At 60.9% G+C, this 20768-nt stretch carries 21 protein-coding genes; 11 read left to right on the plus strand and 10 right to left on the minus strand.

Annotation, left to right across the window (positions count from 1 at the left end; translation table 11 throughout):
* The 10 genes from QZY48_RS20835 to QZY48_RS20880 form a co-directional block, all read left to right on the plus strand.
* Nucleotides 1-522: hydrogenase maturation protease (locus QZY48_RS20835; protein ID WP_295434766.1), on the plus strand; the 522-nt coding region annotated here is incomplete at its 5' end.
* A 326-nt stretch (nt 523-848) separates the two neighbouring features.
* Nucleotides 849-1829, plus strand: a complete 981-nt coding sequence (locus QZY48_RS20840) for a UDP-glucuronic acid decarboxylase family protein (RefSeq protein ID WP_295434768.1) — start codon at nt 849-851, stop codon at nt 1827-1829.
* A gap of 141 nt (nt 1830-1970) precedes the next feature.
* Nucleotides 1971-3116, plus strand: coding sequence for a glycosyltransferase (locus QZY48_RS20845; RefSeq protein ID WP_295434771.1), 1146 nt, complete (start codon nt 1971-1973; stop codon nt 3114-3116).
* 10 nt (nt 3117-3126) lie between these two features.
* Nucleotides 3127-3951, plus strand: coding sequence for a glycosyltransferase family 2 protein (locus tag QZY48_RS20850; protein ID WP_295434773.1), 825 nt, complete (start codon nt 3127-3129; stop codon nt 3949-3951).
* Nucleotides 3952-3968: 17 nt separating this feature from the next.
* The gene (gene galE / locus QZY48_RS20855) at nt 3969-5018 is read left to right on the plus strand and encodes a UDP-glucose 4-epimerase GalE (protein ID WP_295434774.1); all 1050 of its coding nucleotides are present in this window, start codon (nt 3969-3971) and stop codon (nt 5016-5018) included.
* Nucleotides 5015-6163: a glycosyltransferase family 4 protein gene (locus QZY48_RS20860; RefSeq protein ID WP_295434776.1), complete on the plus strand. Its 1149-nt coding sequence runs from the start codon at nt 5015-5017 to the stop codon at nt 6161-6163. The genes galE and QZY48_RS20860 overlap by 4 nt, the downstream gene beginning before the upstream one ends.
* A 184-nt stretch (nt 6164-6347) precedes the next feature.
* Complete coding sequence (locus QZY48_RS20865) at nt 6348-7259, plus strand: glycosyltransferase (RefSeq protein WP_295434777.1); 912 nt, start codon at nt 6348-6350, stop codon at nt 7257-7259.
* 25 nt (nt 7260-7284) lie between these two features.
* Nucleotides 7285-8193 (plus strand): glycosyltransferase, encoded by a 909-nt coding sequence (locus tag QZY48_RS20870; RefSeq protein WP_295434779.1) that lies wholly within the window; start codon nt 7285-7287, stop codon nt 8191-8193.
* A complete protein-coding gene (locus QZY48_RS20875) occupies nt 8193-9194 on the plus strand; it encodes a glycosyltransferase family 2 protein (protein ID WP_295434781.1) in 1002 nt (333 codons plus the stop codon). Before QZY48_RS20870 ends, QZY48_RS20875 begins: the two co-directional genes overlap by 1 nt.
* Before the next feature lie 45 nt (nt 9195-9239).
* The gene (locus QZY48_RS20880; protein ID WP_295434783.1) at nt 9240-10019 is read left to right on the plus strand and encodes a glycosyltransferase; all 780 of its coding nucleotides are present in this window, start codon (nt 9240-9242) and stop codon (nt 10017-10019) included.
* Between the two features lie 316 nt (nt 10020-10335).
* Here QZY48_RS20880 and QZY48_RS20885 read toward each other — a convergent pair whose 3' ends face one another.
* Nucleotides 10336-10740 (minus strand): glycosyltransferase, encoded by a 405-nt coding sequence (locus QZY48_RS20885; RefSeq protein WP_295434801.1) that lies wholly within the window; start codon nt 10738-10740, stop codon nt 10336-10338.
* A gap of 473 nt (nt 10741-11213) precedes the next feature.
* Here QZY48_RS20885 and QZY48_RS20890 point away from each other — a divergent pair, with 473 nt between their 5' ends.
* A complete protein-coding gene (locus QZY48_RS20890; protein ID WP_295434785.1) occupies nt 11214-12185 on the plus strand; it encodes a glycosyltransferase family A protein in 972 nt (323 codons plus the stop codon).
* Nucleotides 12186-12343: 158 nt separating this feature from the next.
* Here the strand turns inward: QZY48_RS20890 and QZY48_RS20895 are convergent, their stop codons facing one another.
* The 9 genes from QZY48_RS20895 to QZY48_RS20935 form a co-directional block, all read right to left on the minus strand.
* Nucleotides 12344-13294 carry a glycosyltransferase family 2 protein gene (locus QZY48_RS20895; protein WP_295434787.1) on the minus strand — a complete coding sequence of 317 codons (951 nt, stop codon included), beginning with the start codon at nt 13292-13294 and terminating at the stop codon, nt 12344-12346.
* Nucleotides 13295-13342: 48 nt separating this feature from the next.
* Complete coding sequence (locus tag QZY48_RS20900; RefSeq protein WP_295434789.1) at nt 13343-14119, minus strand: hypothetical protein; 777 nt, start codon at nt 14117-14119, stop codon at nt 13343-13345.
* Between the two features lie 85 nt (nt 14120-14204).
* Complete coding sequence (locus QZY48_RS20905) at nt 14205-15212, minus strand: glycosyltransferase (RefSeq protein WP_295434791.1); 1008 nt, start codon at nt 15210-15212, stop codon at nt 14205-14207.
* A gap of 53 nt (nt 15213-15265) precedes the next feature.
* Entirely contained in the window at nt 15266-17041 is a 1776-nt protein-coding gene (locus QZY48_RS20910) for an ATP-grasp domain-containing protein (RefSeq protein WP_295434793.1), read from the minus strand.
* 2 nt (nt 17042-17043) lie between these two features.
* A complete protein-coding gene (locus QZY48_RS20915) occupies nt 17044-18069 on the minus strand; it encodes a polysaccharide deacetylase family protein (protein WP_295434795.1) in 1026 nt (341 codons plus the stop codon).
* A gap of 363 nt (nt 18070-18432) precedes the next feature.
* A complete protein-coding gene (locus QZY48_RS20920; protein ID WP_295434796.1) occupies nt 18433-18771 on the minus strand; it encodes a TusE/DsrC/DsvC family sulfur relay protein in 339 nt (112 codons plus the stop codon).
* A gap of 34 nt (nt 18772-18805) precedes the next feature.
* On the minus strand, nt 18806-19504 hold the full coding sequence (cas6, locus tag QZY48_RS20925; protein WP_295434798.1) for a type I-MYXAN CRISPR-associated protein Cas6/Cmx6: 699 nt from the start codon (nt 19502-19504) through the stop codon (nt 18806-18808).
* A 25-nt stretch (nt 19505-19529) separates the two neighbouring features.
* Nucleotides 19530-20276: a hypothetical protein gene (locus QZY48_RS20930; protein WP_295434800.1), complete on the minus strand. Its 747-nt coding sequence runs from the start codon at nt 20274-20276 to the stop codon at nt 19530-19532.
* 21 nt (nt 20277-20297) lie between these two features.
* The gene (locus tag QZY48_RS20935; protein WP_100921140.1) at nt 20298-20489 is read right to left on the minus strand and encodes a sulfur relay protein DsrC; all 192 of its coding nucleotides are present in this window, start codon (nt 20487-20489) and stop codon (nt 20298-20300) included.
* Nucleotides 20490-20768: the final 279 nt, after the last annotated feature.

Raw genomic sequence — 20768 nt, forward strand, 5'->3', positions numbered from 1 at the left:
CGGCCCCCAGGCCGCGACGGGTTGCCGCAAGGGCGCGTGGCCGGAGTGATGATCGAGGCCGCGCAAGGCATCCTCATCCTCGCGTGCGGCAACCCGTCCCGCGGGGATGATGCATTAGGTCCGATCTTCATCGAACGCCTGTCCGCGATGCCCGATGCCATGCCCGAGGCTGGCGAGGCGTTCGATCTGGTGACCGACTTTCAGCTTCAGATCGAGCACGCACTGGACCTCCAGGGTCGGGAACTCGTGATCTTCGTGGACGCGGCACTCGCCGGTCCCGAGCCCTTCGCCTTCGGCCCCGTGGTTCCGGAACCGGCCCTGTCCATCACCACCCACGCACTGAGCCCCGGTGGGCTCTTGCGGGTCTATCAGGAGGCGATCGGCGGCCTAGCGCCGGACTGCCGGCTGCTCGCGATCCGCGGCTACGACTTTGAGTTGGGGGCGGGGTTGTCGCAAGGGGCTGCGGCGAACCTGCTGGCTGCGCTCGCCTTTTTGTCCGACTGGCTCGGTCGGCGAGCCTGATGGTAGGGCCGCCGGGACGGGCCTTGATCATCGTTCCGGCCGGCGGCCACCGTCTGGAGTCCAAGGCTTCAGCCGTGGTCTTGTACCCCCAAGGCTGAAGCCTTGGACTCCGACCCGGGGTGGCCGGAACGATGATCAAGGTCCCGGGACGCCATGGTGAGCAATCGCGTTGACTGACTATCGACATCAATGCTAAACAGATACAATCTTGACTAAATGGGCGGCTGCCCGAAAAGGCGGCAGCATTCGGTCCCGCCGTCAGGCGCCGGGCCAGTCGGATCGCCCCCCGGCATTCTGCCCTTCACCGGTGAACAGGTCTCTAATCGATGCGCTCCTATAATGCCCGCCAACGCATCCTCGTGACGGGTGGTGCCGGCTTCCTCGGCTCCCACCTGATCGACCGCCTGCTCGAGCGCGGCGACGAGGTCGTCTGTGCCGACAATCTCTTCACCGGCACCAAGCGTAACGTCGAGCATCTGCATAGCCACCCGCGCTTTGAGTTCATCCGTCACGATGTGACCTTCCCGCTCTACATCGAGGTCGACCAGATTTACAACCTGGCCTGTCCCGCCAGCCCCATCCACTACCAGCATGACCCGGTCCAAACGACCAAGACCAGCGTGCACGGGGCCATCAATATGCTGGGGCTGGCCAAGCGACTGAAGGCGCGTATCTTCCAGGCCAGCACCAGCGAGGTCTATGGCGACCCCGCCGTGCATCCCCAGACCGAGGACTATTGGGGCAACGTCAACCCGATCGGCCTGCGCAGTTGTTACGACGAAGGCAAGCGCTGCGCCGAAACCCTGTTTTTCGACTACTACCGCCAGCATCGGCTCGATATCCGGGTGGCGCGCATCTTCAACACCTATGGTCCGCGGATGCATCCGAACGATGGTCGCGTGGTCAGCAACTTCATCGTGCAGGCGTTGCGGGGCGAAGACATCACCCTCTACGGCGACGGACTTCAGACGCGCAGCTTCTGCTATGTCGATGACCTGATCGAGGCCTTTATCCGCTATATGGATTTACCATACGGCGAGGACGGGGGGCCGGGCCACCCCGGGCCGATAAATCTGGGCAACCCGGGCGAATTTACCATCCGCCAACTGGCCGAAATGATCATCGAACTGACTGGCGCCAGGTCACGACTTGTCTTCCTGCCGCTGCCGGCCGATGACCCCATGCAGCGCAAGCCCGACATCTCTCGCGCCCGTGACTATCTGGGCTGGGAACCGTCGGTGCCGCTTGATGAGGGGCTGAGAAAGACCATCGCCTATTTTGATGAACTCCTCTGCACCGGCGCCTGATACTGGTCACAGTGGCGTCATCGGGCACTGGCGGCCGGTCCCTCCCGGCTGGATCCTGCCGAGCAACGCGCCGGACCTTTCTTTGACACCCGCCGGAATAGATCGCGAGACACCGGGGACTGGGAGCATGGCGATACGGTCATGAGATACGGGAATACTGAGCACTGGGTGATTGTTTTGGGGTGGCTTACGATGGGGGGCGCCGAGCGCCAAGCCCTTTATCTGGCTCAGGCGCTCATGAAAGAGCGAGGGGCGCGCGTGACCGTTGTTGGACTGAGCAATCCCGGCTATGTGATAGATGAATGCAGGCGTCTCGAGATCGATTGCCATTACTGGCCGTTCGCGTTTCCTGATCGGTATTATCAGCAATGGCGCAGCATTTTCCGCTTTGCCGCACGGCTGCGACGTCTGGGGCCTACATTCGTTGCGCCTTATTGTATGCCCGCCAACCTGATCTGCGGCCTGACGTGGCGTCTGACCGGGGCAAAGGCGTGTGTCTGGCAGCAGCGTGACGAAGGACGTCTGCGGCGAAGTGATTGGATCGAACCATGGGCCGTCCGCTTGACGCCTGCCTTCATATCCAATAGCGTACACGCCGCTAGGTGGCTCGAAACGGTTCTGCATGTGGCCCCGGCCAGGATATCGGTAATACGCAACGGGATTATCGTTCCGGAAGTCTCTCCCCACACTGGCCGTTGGCGTGACAACTGGCACATTTCCGCGGATAAGAAGATCATCACGATGGTGGCGAACCTGCATCAATACAAAGATCATCTGACGTTGCTGCGGGCGTGGAAAATCATTCGCCAGTCCGAAATGTCATCTGATTGGATGCTTGTCCTTGCCGGTCGATACGAGGATACCTATTCGGAGTTGCAGACCTTTGTCGTTGACAATAACCTGCTCGACAGCGTCCTGTTTACAGATAGAATTCTAGATGTTCCGGCACTGCTTGACGACGCGGCACTGCTGGCTTTCAGTTCTTTGTGCGAAGGTGTTCCAAACGGGATTCTTGAAGGGATGGCCCATCGTCTGGCGGTTGTCGCAACTGATATCGCGGGGATACGAGAGGCCGTTGGAAGTGCTTCAGAGGATCAGTTTGCAGTTCCGTCAGACCCTCAGGACTTGGCGATGAAGATAATGCGACTCATGGCTGATCCGACGGTCAGGGGGGCGTTGGGAAGAAAAAACAGGGAACGGGTCGAGGCAGTGCACGGCATGGACTCAATGGTGCATGAGACGATTGCTGTTTTTCAGTCTTTGCCGAGTGTCGACCGTGTGTCCTGAGCGATCCGTCTTGGGTGACAAACATCCTGACAGGTCCTGGCGGGACCTGCCCAACTTCGATATCCTCATCAGAACATATAATTCGTCCGAGACCATTCGCGACGTGCTCAGCGGGATCTCGTCTTTGTCATCCCAGCCGTCGCAAATCGTCGTGGTCGATTCCGGATCGACTGACGACACGGTGACTATCTGTAAAGCCTGCGGTTGCAGTGTATATGATTACGAGGGTGACGTATTCAACTATTCCCGATCGCTCAATCAGGGGTTCCGGCGCGTGGTCTCGCCCTACTGCCTCGTTCTTTCATCGCATGTGGTCATCGTCAGGCCGGACTTGGTCGACAGGATGTTCGAGTCGATGCGTGTTGATGATGCGAAAGGGGTTTACGTCGATTTTTGCAGAAACGACGAAGGCGTAACGATAATCGATCGCAACAGCTTTAATGGATATAATGGTCTATGGAATCCGTGTGCTCTTTACGTTACGGAGCTTGTAGAGAGTATCGGCTTTGATGAGGTCGTGCCCGCTGCGGAGGACCAGCATTTTGCGTTGAGGTTGTTTGATATGGGATACACAACCGCCGCGTTGAGTGGGAACTGGATACACTATCTTAATCCGCGGATTTCGTTGAAGAAGGATAGAAATGACTATGTATCGATTGCCTATTTCACCTTCAAGAAGAATTTGGCAATGAGCAATATTTTTTGCATCGCCAAGTCTGCACTCCGCAATCTCGCTGAGTTCAGGTTTACGATTTTCTACGATCGCTCCGCGTTAGCGCTCAGACTCCTTGCCGCCAGGTTGAGGAAACCAAGGTTCAAGTCGAAGTACTTTTAGGCTGAGAGACTAAAGCGATGATCACTGATACCGTGTTGATCGTTGGCGGCGCGGGCTACATCGGCTCTCACATGGTGCTCGCCCTGCGTGACGCCGGCTATTCGGTCGTCGTGTTCGACAATTTGTCGCGCGGATTCCCCGATGCCGTTGGCCCCGCGCCGCTGGTCGTGGGCGATCTTCGCTCGCCCGCCGATCTCGACGCCTGTTTCGCGGCGCATCGCGTCGACCTGGTGATGCACTTTGCCGCGCTGGCGTATGTGGGTGAGTCGGTGACGGAGCCGGAACTGTACTATCAAAACAACGTAGTCGGCACGCTCAACCTGTTGACGGCGATGCGCAAGCACGGCGTAATGCGGCTGGTGTTTTCGTCCACCTGCGCCACCTACGGCGAGCCGGACCAGGTGCCAATTGATGAAATGCATCCGCAGCGGCCAATCAACCCCTATGGCCGTACCAAGCTGATGATCGAGCAGGCACTGGTCGACTACGGCACCGCCTATGGTCTGCAAAGCGTCAGCTTGCGCTATTTCAACGCGGCGGGCTGCGATCCGCAGTGCCGCGCCGGGGAGCGGCACGACCCTGAAACGCACCTGATCCCTCTGGTACTCGCGGAGGCGTTACGGATGCAGGAGGGAGGCGATCCGCGTGACAGCCGCCTTCAAGTATTCGGGACGGACTTTCCGACGAAGGACGGTAGCTGCATTCGTGACTACATCCATGTCCGCGATCTGTGCGCCGCGCACTTGCGCGCGGCCGAGCGGCTGCTTGCGAACGAGGCCCTGGGCGCAGAATTTTATAATCTTGCGAATGGCGCGGGCTTCAGCGTGCTGGAGGTGATCGCTGCCTGCCGTGAGGTTACCGGGCAAGCTGTCGAGTACCAATTACTGCCGCGGCGGGCAGGCGATCCGGCCGCGTTAGTCGGGGATGCTCGGCGGGCAGCGGCCGTGTTGGGGTGGCGGGCGGAGATTGCGGAGTTGCCGGAGATTATTCGTACTGCGTGGAAGTGGGTGGGCCTGCGATCCGGGGGCTCTTCCCCGTTTGGTCCAGACGCGGGGAATGGGAAATGAAAATTGCGTTCGTAAGCACAATGGCGGGTGATCCCTGGGGCGGGTCTGAAGTACTATGGTCAGAGGCCTGTCGGAAGGTCGCTTCGCGCGGCCATCAGGTGTTTGTTGCGTATCAAGAATGGCCGATACTGCCGGCACCGGTGCAAGCGCTTGCCACGGATTTCGGAATCGACGTCTTTCGGATCGGTCAGCGTCATACGCTCTTGCAGCGTAGCGCAAGGGTCTTGCTCCAACAGGCCCGCATCAAACCCCGCATCAACCGAGAGCGGGAGTGGTTGCGGCAGGCGCGTCCGGATTTGCTATGCATCTCCAGCGGCGGTACGTTCCAAGGGGCGCCATGGATGGAAACCGCGATCACGGAGGGCGTTCCCTTTGTCTGGATTGCACACGCTAATACTGAAATTCTGTGGCCGAGCGACCCCGGAGCAGAGATGTGGATCGCTTTGCTCAGGGCGGCGCGAAGATGCTACTTCGTCTCTCATGGTAACCTTGAGCTTTTGCAGAAGCAATTGGGGTATTCGTTGGCGAACGCCGAGGTGGTGTCGAACCACAGCGCAGCGCTGTGGAACGCGGACCCGGGCTGGCCGTCACACAATGACGGCGTATGGCGGCTTGCCTGCGTTGGTCGACTCCACCCACCGTCCAAGGGGCAGGACCTTTTGATCGATGTGCTGCGTCAGCCGCAATGGCGGGATCGTCCGCTGCTGGTCTCCCTCTATGGCGCAGGGCCGCAAGAGAGAGGTCTTCGGCGTCTCGTGGAAGCGAATGGACTGGAGCGGCGGATTAGGTTCTGCGGGCACGTAAAGGATATTCAGCAGGTCTGGCGCCAAAATCATGCACTGATTATGCCCTCGCGCCATGAAGGCTTGCCATTGGCACTCGTCGAGGCACTGCTGTGCGGTCGGACGGCGATTGTGACCGATGTCGCCGGCAATGCGGAGGTTTTAGAGCATGGCATCACCGGTTTTATCGCTGAAGCGGCGGCGGTGCGGCCCTTGGCCCGCACCATGGAGGAAGCGTGGAATGTACGCGAGAGTTGGCGGGAGATGGGGCAGCGGGCGAGCGAAACTATCCGCAAGCAGATTCCCGAAGACCCGGGCGAAGTTTTTGCAGATAAGCTCTTGGAACTTGCAACACCTCGGTGATTTGAGATGTGCGAAGCGTCGGCAAATGATCGGCGTTGACACCGAGCCCCAGGATCAGAGTAGACGTGGTCGGCAATCGTATTGGACCGGTCTGGCGGCCTTCTGGTTTATGCGGTTTCAGCGCGACCAAGCGACGGAATTTTGAATGATAGATTGCGGTCATTCGGTTCTCGTGTCGGTTATCATGCCAGCCTTCAATGCTTCGTTGTTCATTGCGGAGAGTATCGATAGCGTATCAGCGCAAACGTATCGCAATTGGGAGTTGCTGGTGATCGATGACGGATCAACGGATGCGACTCCCGCTATCGTGCACAGTAAGGCGGCTCAGGATCGGCGGATAAGATACCTGCACCAAGAGAATGGACGGCAAGCGAAGGCAAGAAACCTCGGTTTGCTCCATGCGCGAGGAGAATTGGTTGCTTTTCTGGACTCAGACGACCTCTGGTTGAAGGATAAGCTCGAGATTATGGTAAGAGAGTTTCGCGCGGGCGATCAGGATCTGCTATTTTCCGAGAGCTATATATTCGAGGAGCGCTTTCAGCCTGACGGGGAGCAGCATCCCAATGAGAAAAGGATGGGTGTCATTGCTCGCGAATACTCGGGCTACGACGGGCTTAGTGAGTTTTTGGAAATTAATCGAATCCCAATACTGACGGTTTTGTGCAAGACGAGTATACTGAAAAATCTGCTATTCAACGAGAATGCTGCGCCAGCAGAAGACTATGATTTGTGGCTCAGAATGCTGATTGGCGGCTATAAATTCAGGGCGATTACGGTACCGCTTGCTGCCTATCGTCTACACCCTTGTTCCGCTACTGCGGGCGATCGATTGGCGACCGATACAGTAATTGCGAATATCCACGCTTTACGCCAGTCGATCAGTGACCAAACACTAAGAGAACTCATTGATAGGAAGTTGAGGGGGTGGTTGCGACGAAAATTGCGGATGGTGGTTGATTGGGGGCAGTTAGAGAGGTTTATAGACATGCTTAGGGAACTACATCTGGCACCCAATCTTTGGATTGCCGATGTCCTGAACCGGATGAGTAACATCCTCTTTAGGATGGGCAAGAAGGTTCTTGGTAAGCAGTTATGATCCCTTGTCAGAAGGATGCTTGAGAATGAATCCGCACGTATCAGTTATTGTACCTTGCTACAATCAAGGAAGGTATCTCGCGGAGGCGTTGGATAGTTTAATCGCCCAAACTTACACAGAATGGGAATGTTTGGTTGTAGACGATGGTTCAAGCGACAACACTCAGGACGTGGCGCGGGTCTTTGAAAGCCGGGATGCTCGCTTTCGTTATATGAGGCAAAGAAACAAGGGGCCGTCGGCTGCACGCAATGCCGGGATCGCCGCCAGCAGAGGTGCTTTGATCCAGTTCTTGGATGCCGATGATCTACTTCTCCCCGAGAAAATTAGTCTACATGCGCGGTATTTGACCGAGAACCCGGGGGTCGCTGTCGTCTATTCGGATTTCGCTTTTTTTTCCGATAACCCTGTCAGGGTGTATCGAGAGAGTCCAGAGATTTTTGGACATAAGTGCGGCTACGGGTCGTCTTGGCTGGCGTTGCTAAGCGGTAATTTTATTGTGGTGCAGGCCGCTCTAACGCGCCGGGAGGCCATCGTCGATGTTGGGGGCTTTGAGGAAAGTTTTCGTACGTGTGAAGATTACTTGCTTTGGTTGCGACTTGCTGGCCGGGGGGGGATTTTCGCGCATCTTGGTGGGCCGCTGGCATTGTATCGTCAAGGAGCGCCGAGCGCGTCGAGTAACGAAATCGAGATGCATCGTGGAACAATCCGTGCGATGAGGGTGGCTAGGACACTGCGCATCCTCAATAGTCAGGAGGCACTGACGGTTCGCGAGCATTTGAGGAGTCTGCATACTCGAATCGCGGTTATGCAAGTCGAAAAGCACTCGGTCTTCAATGCGTTGCTGGAGTTGATTTTTGCGGCTCGTTCGGATACCAGCATCGCCAGACCGGTATGGTGGGCGCTGTCTGCTGCGATCGAGAACAGGGGCAACTAATGGCGGCATTCTCCTCATCGCGTCCGGCGGTCAGTATCTGTGTACCCACTTACAACGGTGCTGCGTATATTGCGTGTTGTTTAGACAGTATTCTGCAACAGACTTTTGTGGATTTTGAAATAGTGGCTGTAGATGATCGCTCAAGCGATGACACAGTGGCGATTCTCGGGGCCTATTCCAAGAGAGATAGGCGTTTACGCATTTTTGAGAATTCCCGGAATTTGGGTCTGGTGGGAAACTGGAATCAGTGTATTGAACATGCCCGGGGAGAATGGATTAAATTCGTTTTCCAGGATGATTGGATCGCCCCGGAGTGCGTGTTTCGCATGGTCGAGGATGCGACAAGGACGCGGGCCGTGTTTGCGGTTTGCAGGCGCGAGTTCGTATTTGAAGAGATTTCGGATGAGTTCCGCAAGAGATATCCGAAGGTCGGTGAAGAGGTATCGCTTGATCGTGTATGCCCCGGAAAGTCAAGTATCTCCGCGGCAGATTTCTGCGCGGCGGTTCTGGGTCGCGGAATCGACAATTTTATTGGAGAACCCACTGCAACCCTGATTCATCGGGACGCGATTCGTGACTACGGCGTCTTCAATTCGATGTTGATGCAATGGTGCGATCTTGAGTATTGGCTTCGGGTGGCAGTCAGCCGTGGGGTGACATATATCCCGGAGACGTTGGCCTATTTCCGGGTTCACGGACGGAGCGCGACCTTTGTTAATGCCTCGGAGCGATCGTTTCGCGGCGATATTGTCGATCCGCTACTGATCAAATGCGAGTTAGCGTATAGTCCTTTTTATCAGCCTCTGCGAGACCTCGCGATGTCTCGTGGCACGGACCTGGCAGCGGAATTCATCCGCGCCAACGTGTTTGCGCAGAGTTGGGGTAAAGAGCGCGCCAATCCCGGCTGGAGGCAGGTCGTCGCGATGGAACCGCGTTTACGTATGGCGTGGCGATTTAGGGCGCGAAGTATGGTCCGGAACCTTTTGGACAAGATGCGATGATTGCGGTGCGCTGGCGGGGATGAGGAACTGGAGGGGAATGTCGCAGTGTCGCTGACCATCGTTTTCAGCACGCGGGTCCTTGATCGAGCGTTCGTCGAGCACGTTCAGTCGACCGTTGGTGTGCCGGGAACGCAGATAATTCCCTATGTCAACAGCAACGCGTTTTCGTTGGCATCCCTTTATAATCGCGGGCTGGAAGCCGCCGAGAATGATATCGTTGTGTTTTTGCATGATGATATTGTCTTTGATAAGACGGGGTGGGGGGTGCGGTTGCTGAAGCAGTTTCGTGAAACGGAGTTTGGAATACTCGGAGTCGCGGGTACGACTGAGCTGATTAGGGACCGGGAAGGTATAGTTGAGCGCTGGTGGAGAGTGGAAAATAAGAGGGTGGGTTGGGTGAGGCATCTTGTTGACGGTAGACATCGCGACGCACTCCTGTCTTATAAGTATCGTCGTCCGGTAGAAGTGATTTGTTTGGATGGAGTTTTTATTGCAGTTGACAAAAGGAGGATTCGGGAAAAGTTCGATGAGCGATTTTTCGGGTTTCACTTCTACGATATTTCTTTTACGTTCCGCAATCACCTCTTGGGCGTGAAAGTCGGCGTTGCGTTTGATGTGGATGTAACTCATAAGTCCGTAGGTGTTTTAAGCGATGAGTGGAACCGCGGACGGAAGCAGTTTACGCATCTCTACGGTGAGCATATTCCATATGAGATCCAGCGGGTGACCGGGCGTGTGCGATATTTTGATTTTGGTAATGCAAGAAGGTATCTCGGCGCTTGGTATGAGAAGCATCTAAGCTGGCGCTTCAAGTCGTTGAAATAGTGCGTTGGGGAAGCAGCGGAAGAGTCTCGTCCCACACGAGTGTTCGCAAGGTCTCGCCGAGATAGGGTTCGGTTCGCGTCGCTGGCTGTTCCAATGTAGGTCAGACAACAGTTTTCCGTCTGTGCCAATGCAGGTGAGACAGTACCCCCGGTTAGCGTGCTTTAGGGTGGCGTCAGAAGACGGCCTCCACCGACGCGCTTGAAACGGGTTCTGCTGGACGCGCCGGTGGAGGGATGGCCCGGTTTTCGCGCCTTCAACTGGCGGGTTAGTGCAGTAGCAGAGGTAGGGGCTGGCGCCGAAGCTCTGGGATGCGGAATCAGCAGCCGTTGGTAAGGGGTTCTGAATTGCGGCCCAACAATTTCATCAAGGTCGCTAACGCCCGCTCATAGCCCAGGTCGGCCCTGACCTTTTCGCGACCATTGCTGACAAGCTCGGCTCGCAACACGGGATCTGTCAGCAGCCTGCGGCAGGCCGCAGCGAGGTCTTCAGCCGAGTCCGCGATCAGGATATGGCGACCGGGAATAAGGCCTAGGCCCTCTACTCCAAGTGTGGTTGAAACGATCGGCCGACCGAGGTTCAATGCCTTGATTGCCTTGATCCGCGTTCCGCTTCCCATGCGGATCGGCATGACGACAAGATCGGCGTCACGATAATGCGGCTTACGACCAGGGGCGCCTTTGGTCGCGTCGCGTCCTGCGGCGTGGTCTGTGTCTGTTCTGATTTACTGCTGATATGGTCGCATGTCACCCTTCCGAGTGGAGTCACCTGGTTGCCCACCCCGCTAAGCCCCCGACGATCGTCCGTCAACTGCCCTCGTCCGGTAATCAGCTTACCCGAAACGGTGAAATCGGTGCCGAGGAACTAGGTCCAAGTGGGCCGACGGTAGACCCCACTCGGACGTACCAGGCGCGCGATTCGCCACCACCAGCCGTGGAGGAGCGCTCAAGGCCGGCCTCGTGCGGTTTCAATCACGAATTGGCCGACTCGTGTCGCGCGGGTGTCATTGCCTTCAGACTAGCATCCGCTGGCTGCCGAGTGGCGTTTTCAATGTCTGCTGGACAGGGGCCTAGAAAAGATCCAAACTTTCGGCCCAAGGTCTTGAATCGGCCACTTCGTGGGGGCGACGCTTTTGGCCACTCTCAGCATGTTTCGGAACCTGCCGACGTTCCACCAGATCGATGACGGTAAGTGGAAATGAAAAGTGAACACGGCGGAGATTTGACGATCGTGATTCCCGTGTTTCGTGCGGAGTATCTTCATGACGCCCTGAGGTCGTTGAGCGCGCAGAGCTGCCGGGACTTCTGTTTGCTGGTTGCGGACGACGCGTCACCGGATGACATAGCAAGCGTCATTCAAGCGGAAGGAGAGGAACTCACGCTGCGTTATGTAAGGTTTGATGACAATCTCGGCAGTCGTGAACTGACTGCGCATTGGGATCGAGCGGTGAGGATCGTGGAAACCTCTTGGGTTCTGCTCATGGGGGATGATGACGAGCTCGACCCGGATTTGGTCGCGTGCTTTTATCGTGCGCTGGAGCAAGCCGGGGACGGCTTCGATCTTTATCACTTCAATACCAGGCGTATCGACGGGGCGGGCGCTGTGCGGTTGGTCAACACTGACCACCCGCCGGTAGAGAGTTCGCTGCAGTTTCTCAGCGGCCGGTTTCGCGGCGAACGCTCGCCTTACACCTGTGCGTATATATTTCGCCGTTCGGCATGGGAGCGCATCGGGGGCTTTGTGTCCTTTCCGTTGGCCTGGTGTTCGGATGATGCGACCTGGGTGGCCCTAGGTGACCAAAAGGGGATCTGTACGGTCGCCGGGCCGCGGGCGTCGTGGCGGTTGAGCGGAAGAAATATCTCTTCCGTCCGTCCGGAGATTGCGTTACAAAAGCTTCGTGCCCAAAGTGCTTACCTTAGCTGGTTGGCAGAACAACACCTGGGGACTAGTGACTGGGCGCCGGGTCCGACGATCCCACAGCGGCTTAGGGGCGAGGCCGCCAATTGGTTTCATGTCGGGTTGTGGAGGAGCGGGTGCTATGTTCCGGTCGGTGCTGCTATGGTCATGGCGCAGGAGGTAGATCGCTTCACGCGGCTGGGTGTCTTGTATCATTTAGCGCGAGTTTTCAGGCACAATCTCGACTGGCTCAAGAAGAGGCATCGTGGTTGACGGCATGGGCGCTGGACGGCGGTCTGCTGCGGCGCGGATGCAAAAGTTCTCAACGCGCCGGGTCGCTCCTGCGTTGGCGCGTCCATGCTCGACAATGACTGCGACGACGCCCCTGTGCGGAGTCGTAGCCTGATCGTGCGGCTGCTACGAACGCCCGGCTAGCTGAGTCTGCGTCGGTCGAGCTGGTTGCGCAGTCGGACCCAAACGCCTTTGATGCGCCGTTTCAGGGTTCGCTGCCGTCGCGGCAGGATTGCGTACATCGCTGCGGCGCTCTCCTGGCGGTTTTCCCAGTAAGCCGCGTCGAATGCAAGGCCCAGCGCTTCATCGATCGTGCGACTAACGTCGCGCCTCAGGGGGGGAGGGATGATGCCGGTATCGAGGTGCTCTTGAAGGATCCGCGCGCGCCCGTGCAGATTCTTCCACCTGATTCTCGAATAATTGCCTTCATGCCGCCGATAGCCCCAGGTCGCAGCGGTGTCGCCGACGACGCGGACGTTCGGCAGTAACAAGAAGCGGCGGACAAATTCAGCGTCTTCTGCGATCCAGCGGCTGTATTTGGGAAGAAAGCCGCCCATGTGCAAGTAGGCGTCGCGACGAAAGATGATTCCCGACGGGTACGCCGGATTGAACTCGAGGAAGGCGCGGTAAGGGTCGTGTACGGTGTAATAGCCGTGTGGGTCGATGCTGCACCAGCGATTCAGCCAACCGGCCGGGGCATCGGCGAGCAGGTGGTGTCCGGGGCGGCTCGTGGGGCCGAAGGAATAGAAATCGGAAAAGGTAAACTGGGCATTGGGGTAGGCGTGCAGCAGCGCCCGTCGCCGCTCAAGGAAGTCGAGGTTCCAGACGTCATCGCTGTCGCACAGGGCGATCCAGTCTGAATCGCAGCGTTCGATCGCGAATTTTCGTGCGGCGCCCTGGCCCGCGTTGGCGAGGCGCAGACAGGTCACTGCCGACGAGAACTGCCGGACGACCTCGCCCGTACCGTCGGTAGAGCCATCGTCGACCACGACAATGTGGTCGGCCTTACAGGTCTGGGCGAGTATCGCCGCCAAGGTCTCGCCAATGAATGCTTGGCTATTGAATGCCGGGATGACGACAGACAGGTTCATTGTTAGCGGTGGGCGGCGGCTTGGCATCGCTCGGGGCTGCTATCAGGATCAGTCGGTGGTGGTGCTTTGGTGCAGGTGGAAAGGCTCGCTGACAACCATCTGCGGGGCGCTGACGCCAATAAAGTTAAGGATCTCTTCCTGGCCTGCCCGCGCACTCAGCGCGGCGATCGGAAAGATGCGAAAGTGCAGTGGGTGTCTGACCGCCAGCACGTCGGCCTCGGCATAATACCAGTCCCAGTATTGCCCGACCGCGTCCGTCATGTTGGTGGCGGTGAACTTGGGAAAGGTCTTGTCCCAGACGGGATCGAGTTGATACCTGGTGCCATCGTGTTCCTGCCAAAAGTTTCTGCTCGTGTGGAACGGGGTGCGGGTGATCAGGGACTTGAGCCGATCCGCTAACCACAGGGATGGCCAGCGGCCGATCGCGGCCTTGCGGAGCCAACTTGCGACGGTCTGCTCGCGGTCACGCCGGATGCAGACGAAACGCACGTCGTTATTGATAGCCAGGATGTCATCGACGTAGCGCAGGTAGTAGTATGCAATGTCGCCGAGCATGCGGACGGCCGGCACCTGCTGAAGCTGCCGATAGGTAGCGATGGAGGCCGGTCGTGAATAATCGAGGGAGAGCCGACGCCGGTCGCCGCCGTTGAGTATGGCCTGAAATTCGTTGATGGTGTTGAGGATCGGTGCCGGATTGCCCTGGAAGACGACGCCGGTCGGATTCAGTTCATGGAAACAGACGGCAGCGTGTTGGCTGCCGATGAGATGGGAGAGCGAGGCCGTTCCGGTGCGGCCCGCCCCCAGACCTAAGACGATCACGTTCATAGTCGAGAATGCAGTGTGGCAGAGGTGCAGCGGACGCTGCACCGGAGCCGGCGATCACGCGCGGGCGGGAATGGGTGTGGGATGGTCATTCGCCGGCCCGCGCCCATTGCCGCACCTGGCAATAGCTCGTAAAGAGGGTCCATTTGAAGGTGGGGGCGATCCCGAGTGCCTCGCGTGCGTAAAACACGGCGGACTTCCAGCGGCCGGAGCGGGCGAGTTCTTCCGTGATTTTCTTCAGCGTGTGCCCCTTGTGCTGCCGGCCATGGGCGCGTATCGCCGGATGACGTGCGAAGAGGGCGGCCTTGTCGAGTACCTGGAGTTGGTAGCGCCGTTTTTCGAGCATTGGGAGTTGCGTGGTCATGCTTAAGGTGCGGCCGGGCTCGGGTACCTCGTGTCGGGAGACGACCTGGGGGTGATGGACGATGCGCCGGGCGCGGTCGGCGACGCGCAGGAACAAATCGCGATCACATTCCCAGCGGATGCCCTCATCCATGCCCGCGACGTCCTCATACAATGCACGAGGAACGACCAGGCAGTTGATGTGGCAAAAGCCCCCGGCCGCCATCAGTTCCGGAACCGTAACGCTATAGGTGCCGCGTGCGCAAGGTGAGTGGCCGCGGGATCGGCACTGTGCGGCCAGCGCCTCCAGCCAGATCGGGCCGGGTAACTGCCGCCCGCGGCGGAAAGCAAGTTGATTGGTCATATACAGATCGATGGGCGCGCCGCGAGCGTCTGCTTCCTGCAATATCTCGCTTGCCCGCTGGAGGTGCTCAGTATCGATCCAGCGGTCATCGTCGTCGAGGAAACAGAGAAAGTCGCCGCGGGCCTGGGCGACGCCGTAGTTCAGGGCGTAACTCTGGCCATGGCCGTGTGGCCGGCGCACGAGTTGGAATGGCCGGATGCGCAAGTTGCCGATGGCGGTGGTGGCCGCCGCCAGCGCCTGCTCGTAGGCTTCGTGATGCTCGGCGGCCGAGCCGTCGTTGACCACGATGATTTCGGTGTCGGTCTGCGTCTGGGCGATGACTGAATTCAGGGCGTCCCGGAACAAGACCGGGCGGTCACGGGTGGCGAGGATGATCGAGAAAGTTGGCATGGGGTCAGTTGCCGAGTCAACGCCGGGGCATCGGGTAGGGTGTGGCCACACGATTATAGCGCAAGATCAGTTGTATCGGCGGTCCCGGGCGGGCTTTGCCGCGAGCGGCCCAGGAGACCGGTGATGCATTGTTCGACTTGGGCGAAGCAGCGTTCGTAGGCGTCCGGTCGGTGACCGTAGGGGTCGGGAATCTCGGCGTCGGGGATGGTGGCAGCGGCCGCCAATCCCAATAGAAAGGCCTTGCCGGCGCTGGCCGGGAATAGCGCTGCAAGCTGCTCGATATGGGCCGCCTCCATTGCCAGGATGAGGTCAGCGTCGGCCACGAGGGCCGCATCCACGACGCGGGAGCGGCTGGCTGACAGGTCGTGACCGTGCGCGGCGGCGACCGCGACCATGACCGGATCGGCGGGCCGCCCGCCGGCGGGGTGGAGTCCGGCGGAGGACAGGCGAAAGCGCCCCGCCAGGCGTTCGCTCGCCAGCACCTCTGCCAGGGCGCTGCGGTTGATATTCCCATAGCACAGGAACAGCAGGTGTGCGCCGGTGCGCAGACGGGCAGCGACGGCAGCGCTGCGCCACGCGGCGCGCTGGCGGCGCAGGAACCGTCGGTGTGCAATGAGTCCGCTGGCGCGGCGCCAATGGTCGCTGACGATGCGGCGCAGCTCCGCGAGGCCCGGGCGGGGATCGCGCCACTGCTGGGTGTCGAAGTGGTGCCGGGGCGAGAATACCAACAGCAGATCACGGATGACCCGCGTCCAGGTGGGCAGGGTGGCGAGCCCCGGCGGTGCGTCGCGGCGCAGGACCGCCTCCAGCCAGTGAATGTCGTTGGGCAGGTTGCGGCAATAGATGCCGGTGCGCGCCGCCGGCCGTGGCCGGATAGCGCCATCCAGGTACAACTCCGCCAGCATGGCGGGGAAGTCCGCACCCGCGGCCGCCGCCAGTGGCAGTGAGCCCCAGAAGCGGCCATTGACCTCCATCAGACAGAATTCACCGGTCTGCGGGTTCTGCTTGAATTCGACCATGGCGACACCGTGCCAGCCCATGGCGGCGATCAGGCGGCGGGCCGCATCCAGCATGGCCGGCTCGATGGGGACGCTCAGGCGCAGACTACTGGCGCCCCCGGTCAGTGGGACCTCATGCAGACGCCGATGCGCGAAGGCGAAGGTGATGCGGCCATGCTCCGCGATCAATTCGATGCCGACCCCGGTACCGGGGAAGAACTCTTGGATCAGGGCCGTGCCGTAGCGCCTGGCCGCGGCGAGGCGGGCGACCAGTTCGGTGTCGGTGCGCGCGTACGCCACCTGCAACTGAATGCGTCCCTGGGCCTGTGCGCCGATCGATGAGGTCGGCTTGATGACCAGCGGGTAGCCCTGGGTCGCGGCAAACGCGACTGCCGCGGCCGGGGTGTCGGCGGCGCAACCGCGCGGTACGCGGATACCCAAGGCGGCGGCGAGGGCGAGGGTGCGGGACTTATCCAGCGCGATGGCGAGGGCGGCGGCGGGGGCCATTGCCACCCGGCGCTCGTCGATGCGCCCGCGTTCATGGTGTAAGGGCGTCAGGCTGCGCTCGGTGACCGGGATGATCAGCGCATAGCCGCCGCGCTCGATCTGGTCCGCGACCCAGTCGACGAAGGGTGACGCCTGGGCCAGCGGGTCGGGATAGCGCAAGAGCGCGCCGGCGTACCGCGAGCGCGCCGCGAGCGGGTAATCCTCATGACTGGCTACATCGATATGGAGGCCGCGGGCGTGCAGTGACCGCACGATCGTCAACGCGGGGATCATGTCGGCGTCGAGGACCAGGACGCGACGGGGCCGGTTCGCGCAAGCGTGCACGGTCAAACTATGCGGCGCATGTTCCAGAGCAGCCGCAGTCCGAAGCGCGTGGGCGTGCGGTCCCATGGGGTGAAGCGCGGGAGCCGGAAGCGGTCCGTGGCGGCGGTGGCGACGCCGGGGCCGGTGGACACGGCCGCCTGATAGCCGATCTCCTTGGCCATCTGCGCGTGCTCCGGGCCAAAATCCAGCATCGGCTTGCCATTGGGATAGGCGAAAAAGCGCAATCGCTCACCCAACAGCCCCTCCAGGTCCTCCTTGTTGTCGGCGATCTCGCGGTAGGCCTCGCGCTCGGCGGTGCGTGCCAGGATGGGATGGGTGACGGTATGCCCGCCAATCTCGGCCCCTTGCGCGTGCAACTCGCGCACCTGGGCCCGGGTGAGCATCGGTGAGCGCAGGTGCGGTGCGTAGCGCGCGGCCAGATCGTCCGCGATCACGTCGCGGAAGTCGGGCGGGCAGTATTTCAGGAGGCCCAGCAGGTCACGCAGCAGTTTGGCCCGTTCGCGCGGATCACCAAGGGCGTGGACGCCGAAGCGGTATTCGTTGAGGTCGACCTTATCGCCCGGCAGGCGACGGATCGCCTCGGCGAGTCGGTCATTCCACATGAGCCGGCCGTCCAGATAGCCGCTGGCGATGAACACGGTCACCGGTATCCCGAACTGCTTGAGGATCGGGAGGGCGACCGTCAGGTTGTCGGCGTAGCCGTCATCGAAGGTGACGCACACGGCGCGCTGAGGAAGCGTGCCTTGCTCCAGCCCGCGCAGGCCCTCGGCCAGGGACAGGGGGGAGAAGCGATCACGCACCAGGCCCATGATGGCGGCGAACTGCTTCACGTCCGGGTCGCCCGACAGAAAGGGGTCCGGCGCCGGACGCACGCGATGAAAGACCATGATCGCGAGGCGGTGGGGGCGGTGGGTGGGCATCAGCCGTGCGGCGACGCCGACGAAGAAACGCTGGCCGAGGCGCCGGAACCCGGATGCCAGCGCATCCAGGGCCGTGCCTGCGGTTGCTTGCGGCGGGGTCAGGGACATGTCGAGTCGGGGGCGACCCGCCCCGCCGCCGCGCGCGCGGGCAAATGGCCTCTGCCCTGGTATCCGCGACCCGCGTCCCGCGGACTGGGCGGTGATTGCGGGGAGGCCCGATGTGCGAGGTCGCGCGACATTAAGGTTACTGTCAAGCTGGCTTGAGGAAGCGCGTGGGGCTGAAATGATCTTAAGTCCGGGGGGTGAATGGCCGGTCGGTCCAACCGGACCCTTGCCACCCTGGGGAGTGCCTGATCGGCGGCCGCTGTATGACTGTGCATTGTACGTCAGACGGCGACCACCGGCCGGGGTTGCCGGTGGAACATTCGCGCGGCGTGACGCGGGCCGCCGCCGCTGCGCAGCCTTGCCGCCTCAATACCCGCCCTTGCGCAGAACTTCGGGCAGTCCGGCAATTTTGGTGCCCTGCTTGGTCGGTGCCAAGGGGAAGAGGGTGTAGAGGTCCTTGCTGGTTGGCTTGGTGCCCCACAGCGTGGTCATATCCTTCAGCACGGCCCGTTCCATCGGCTGGTGCTGGTTGTTAGTGAGATACTGGTTGCGCAGGTAGCGGATCAGGTCCCAGTGCTTGTCGGTGAGTGCGATCCCTTCAATCCGCGCGAGCCCGCGCGCCACGTCCTCGTCCCAGTCCAGGTGGTTGACCAGGTAGCCGTGGTCGGTGGTTTCAATCGTCTTACCATTGATTTCGATGGTCATGTTCGTGTGTCTCTCGTCGCGAAGTTCCGGCCTTTCAGCCGCTCGTGGTGACGGCGTCGATGCCTTTGTGGGGGATGAAGATACCGCAGCCCAGCAGGCGGTGGGGGCCAAGCCCGTGCTGCTGGAGGCGCAGCGATTCCGCGCCGCTGAGATCGGCGAGCAGCAGGCTGCGGGTAAGGATCGGGCCCTGGGGGGTCGCTATTGCGAGGCTCCGCCCGCACAGGGCTTTGCGCACGCGGATGTCGAGCGCAGCCAGCGTGGCGGCAGTCGCGTGCAGGAACGCGGACTCGTCTGCCTGCAGGGTCTCGCCCGGGGCCGCGACCACATGGCGGGCGAACAGGGTGGTCTCCTTGCTTAGGGGTCTGATCTTGCCGACGCCGAGGGTGAGCGGGCAGTCGCCGACCTGGAGCCGCGTGCCGGGCAGCATGGCGAGCAGTTCGGCCACGCGGGCCCGGGGCGCGCGCAGCGTGAGCTTGGTCCGACGCGACACCTGGAGCCGGTTCCCGGTCCCGTGGGCGGGGCGCTCCCAGCCGTTCTGGGAGCCGGCGACGTGAACGCTGTGGATCGCGACCCCGGGCTCCGCGGCCATCCAGGGACAGACCGCGAGCAGTGCGGCGGCGAGGCCATAGGCGTGATCGACCGGGAGTTGGCGACAGTCCAGTGCAAAGGATAGATCGACCACGTCATCAGGCACCGTGATGGCGGCGCTATCCTCTGCCTGGTTCCAATACATGGACAACACTCTGACTCGCCGACCTTCAGGACCACTGGTCCGCGGCGAAGGGCAGCCGGTCCCGGAGGGCGTCGCGATCGAACCACCAGTCGTCCCGGACCAGGACCTCGACCACGCTGCGCAGTCGCATCAGGAACTTGTCCGGCTCTTTCAATTCCAACCGCTCCATCCACCGGTCGAACTGTTCGGGGGTCTGCACCCCGCTGTGGCGACGCGCCACGTTGCCGAGGGTTTGGGTGGAGAAGAACATCAGGTCATCGCGGTGCTTGCCCTGGGCGCGCACGTCCGCCAGGAACAGCGCGGTGCTGGCCGCGACGGCCGCCCCATCCGCGTCGTCCGGGGTCTCGTCGATGACGTGGCGCAAGAGATCGATACTGAGTTCGGGGTCGACGGGGCAGGTGACGGCCAGCCAGATACCTTGACCCAGGGCGCAGATGGAGTCCGGTTGCCCGGCCTGGAAGAGCACATCGCAGGCATCTGCCGCGGATTCGAAGTCGTCTACCGCCAGGAAGTCGTTGAAGGCCGCGCGTCCGAGCGGCCAGGCCTCGGCGCCGCGATCGAGGCCGACCAGGGTGCGGGCCAGTTGCAGACGGGTATCGGCGCCGGCCGTGGCCGCTGCGCCGCTGCGCTCCAGATCGCCCAGCCGCTCGCGCAGGGCGTCGAGATGCGATTCCAGGGCTGCCTGTCTGGGGTCGTGCGACCCGCGCGTGTCGCCCCCGGGACCGACCCCGTGATCGGCCAGACGGGCGGCGAGCAGGTCGAGCTGTTGCATGAGTGCGCGCGGCATCTTGACTTAGCGCACCAGGCCGCTGAACGCGGCCTCCAGGCGGTCTTCCCAGTTGTCCGGGGTGTCGGGGTAGGGCGGCTTCACGTCCATGCGGAAAAAGCGCTCGCCGGACCGGGCGACGGCCTGCACGAGGGGGACCAGGTCATCAAAGGATTGAAGGTCTTGGTCGCCGACGAGAAGTTCGCTGAGCTTGAGCATGGATCGATGCAACCGCCCTGAGTTCTGTTGATCGGATGCCCGGGGGACCCCGGGCGCGGCTAGCTGATTCGGGTTGCGACTGGGGGCGTGCCGGGCGTGCCGACGCCCGCGCGCAACCCTTGAAGGTCCCGGGCGCCTCACCCAGCCCCGCGGGACTGGGCGGAGCCGGCGGCCCCGCGGGTCTGTCGCGCCCCGTCGTCGGATCCTCCCTCACAAGGACCATTTGCGGTGTGAGCCGCGTGAAAACAAGCAACCAAATGCCCCGTGCGCCGGCAGATC

Source organism: uncultured Thiodictyon sp., from assembly GCF_903828115.1.
In the GTDB taxonomy this organism is placed as follows: domain Bacteria; phylum Pseudomonadota; class Gammaproteobacteria; order Chromatiales; family Chromatiaceae; genus Thiodictyon.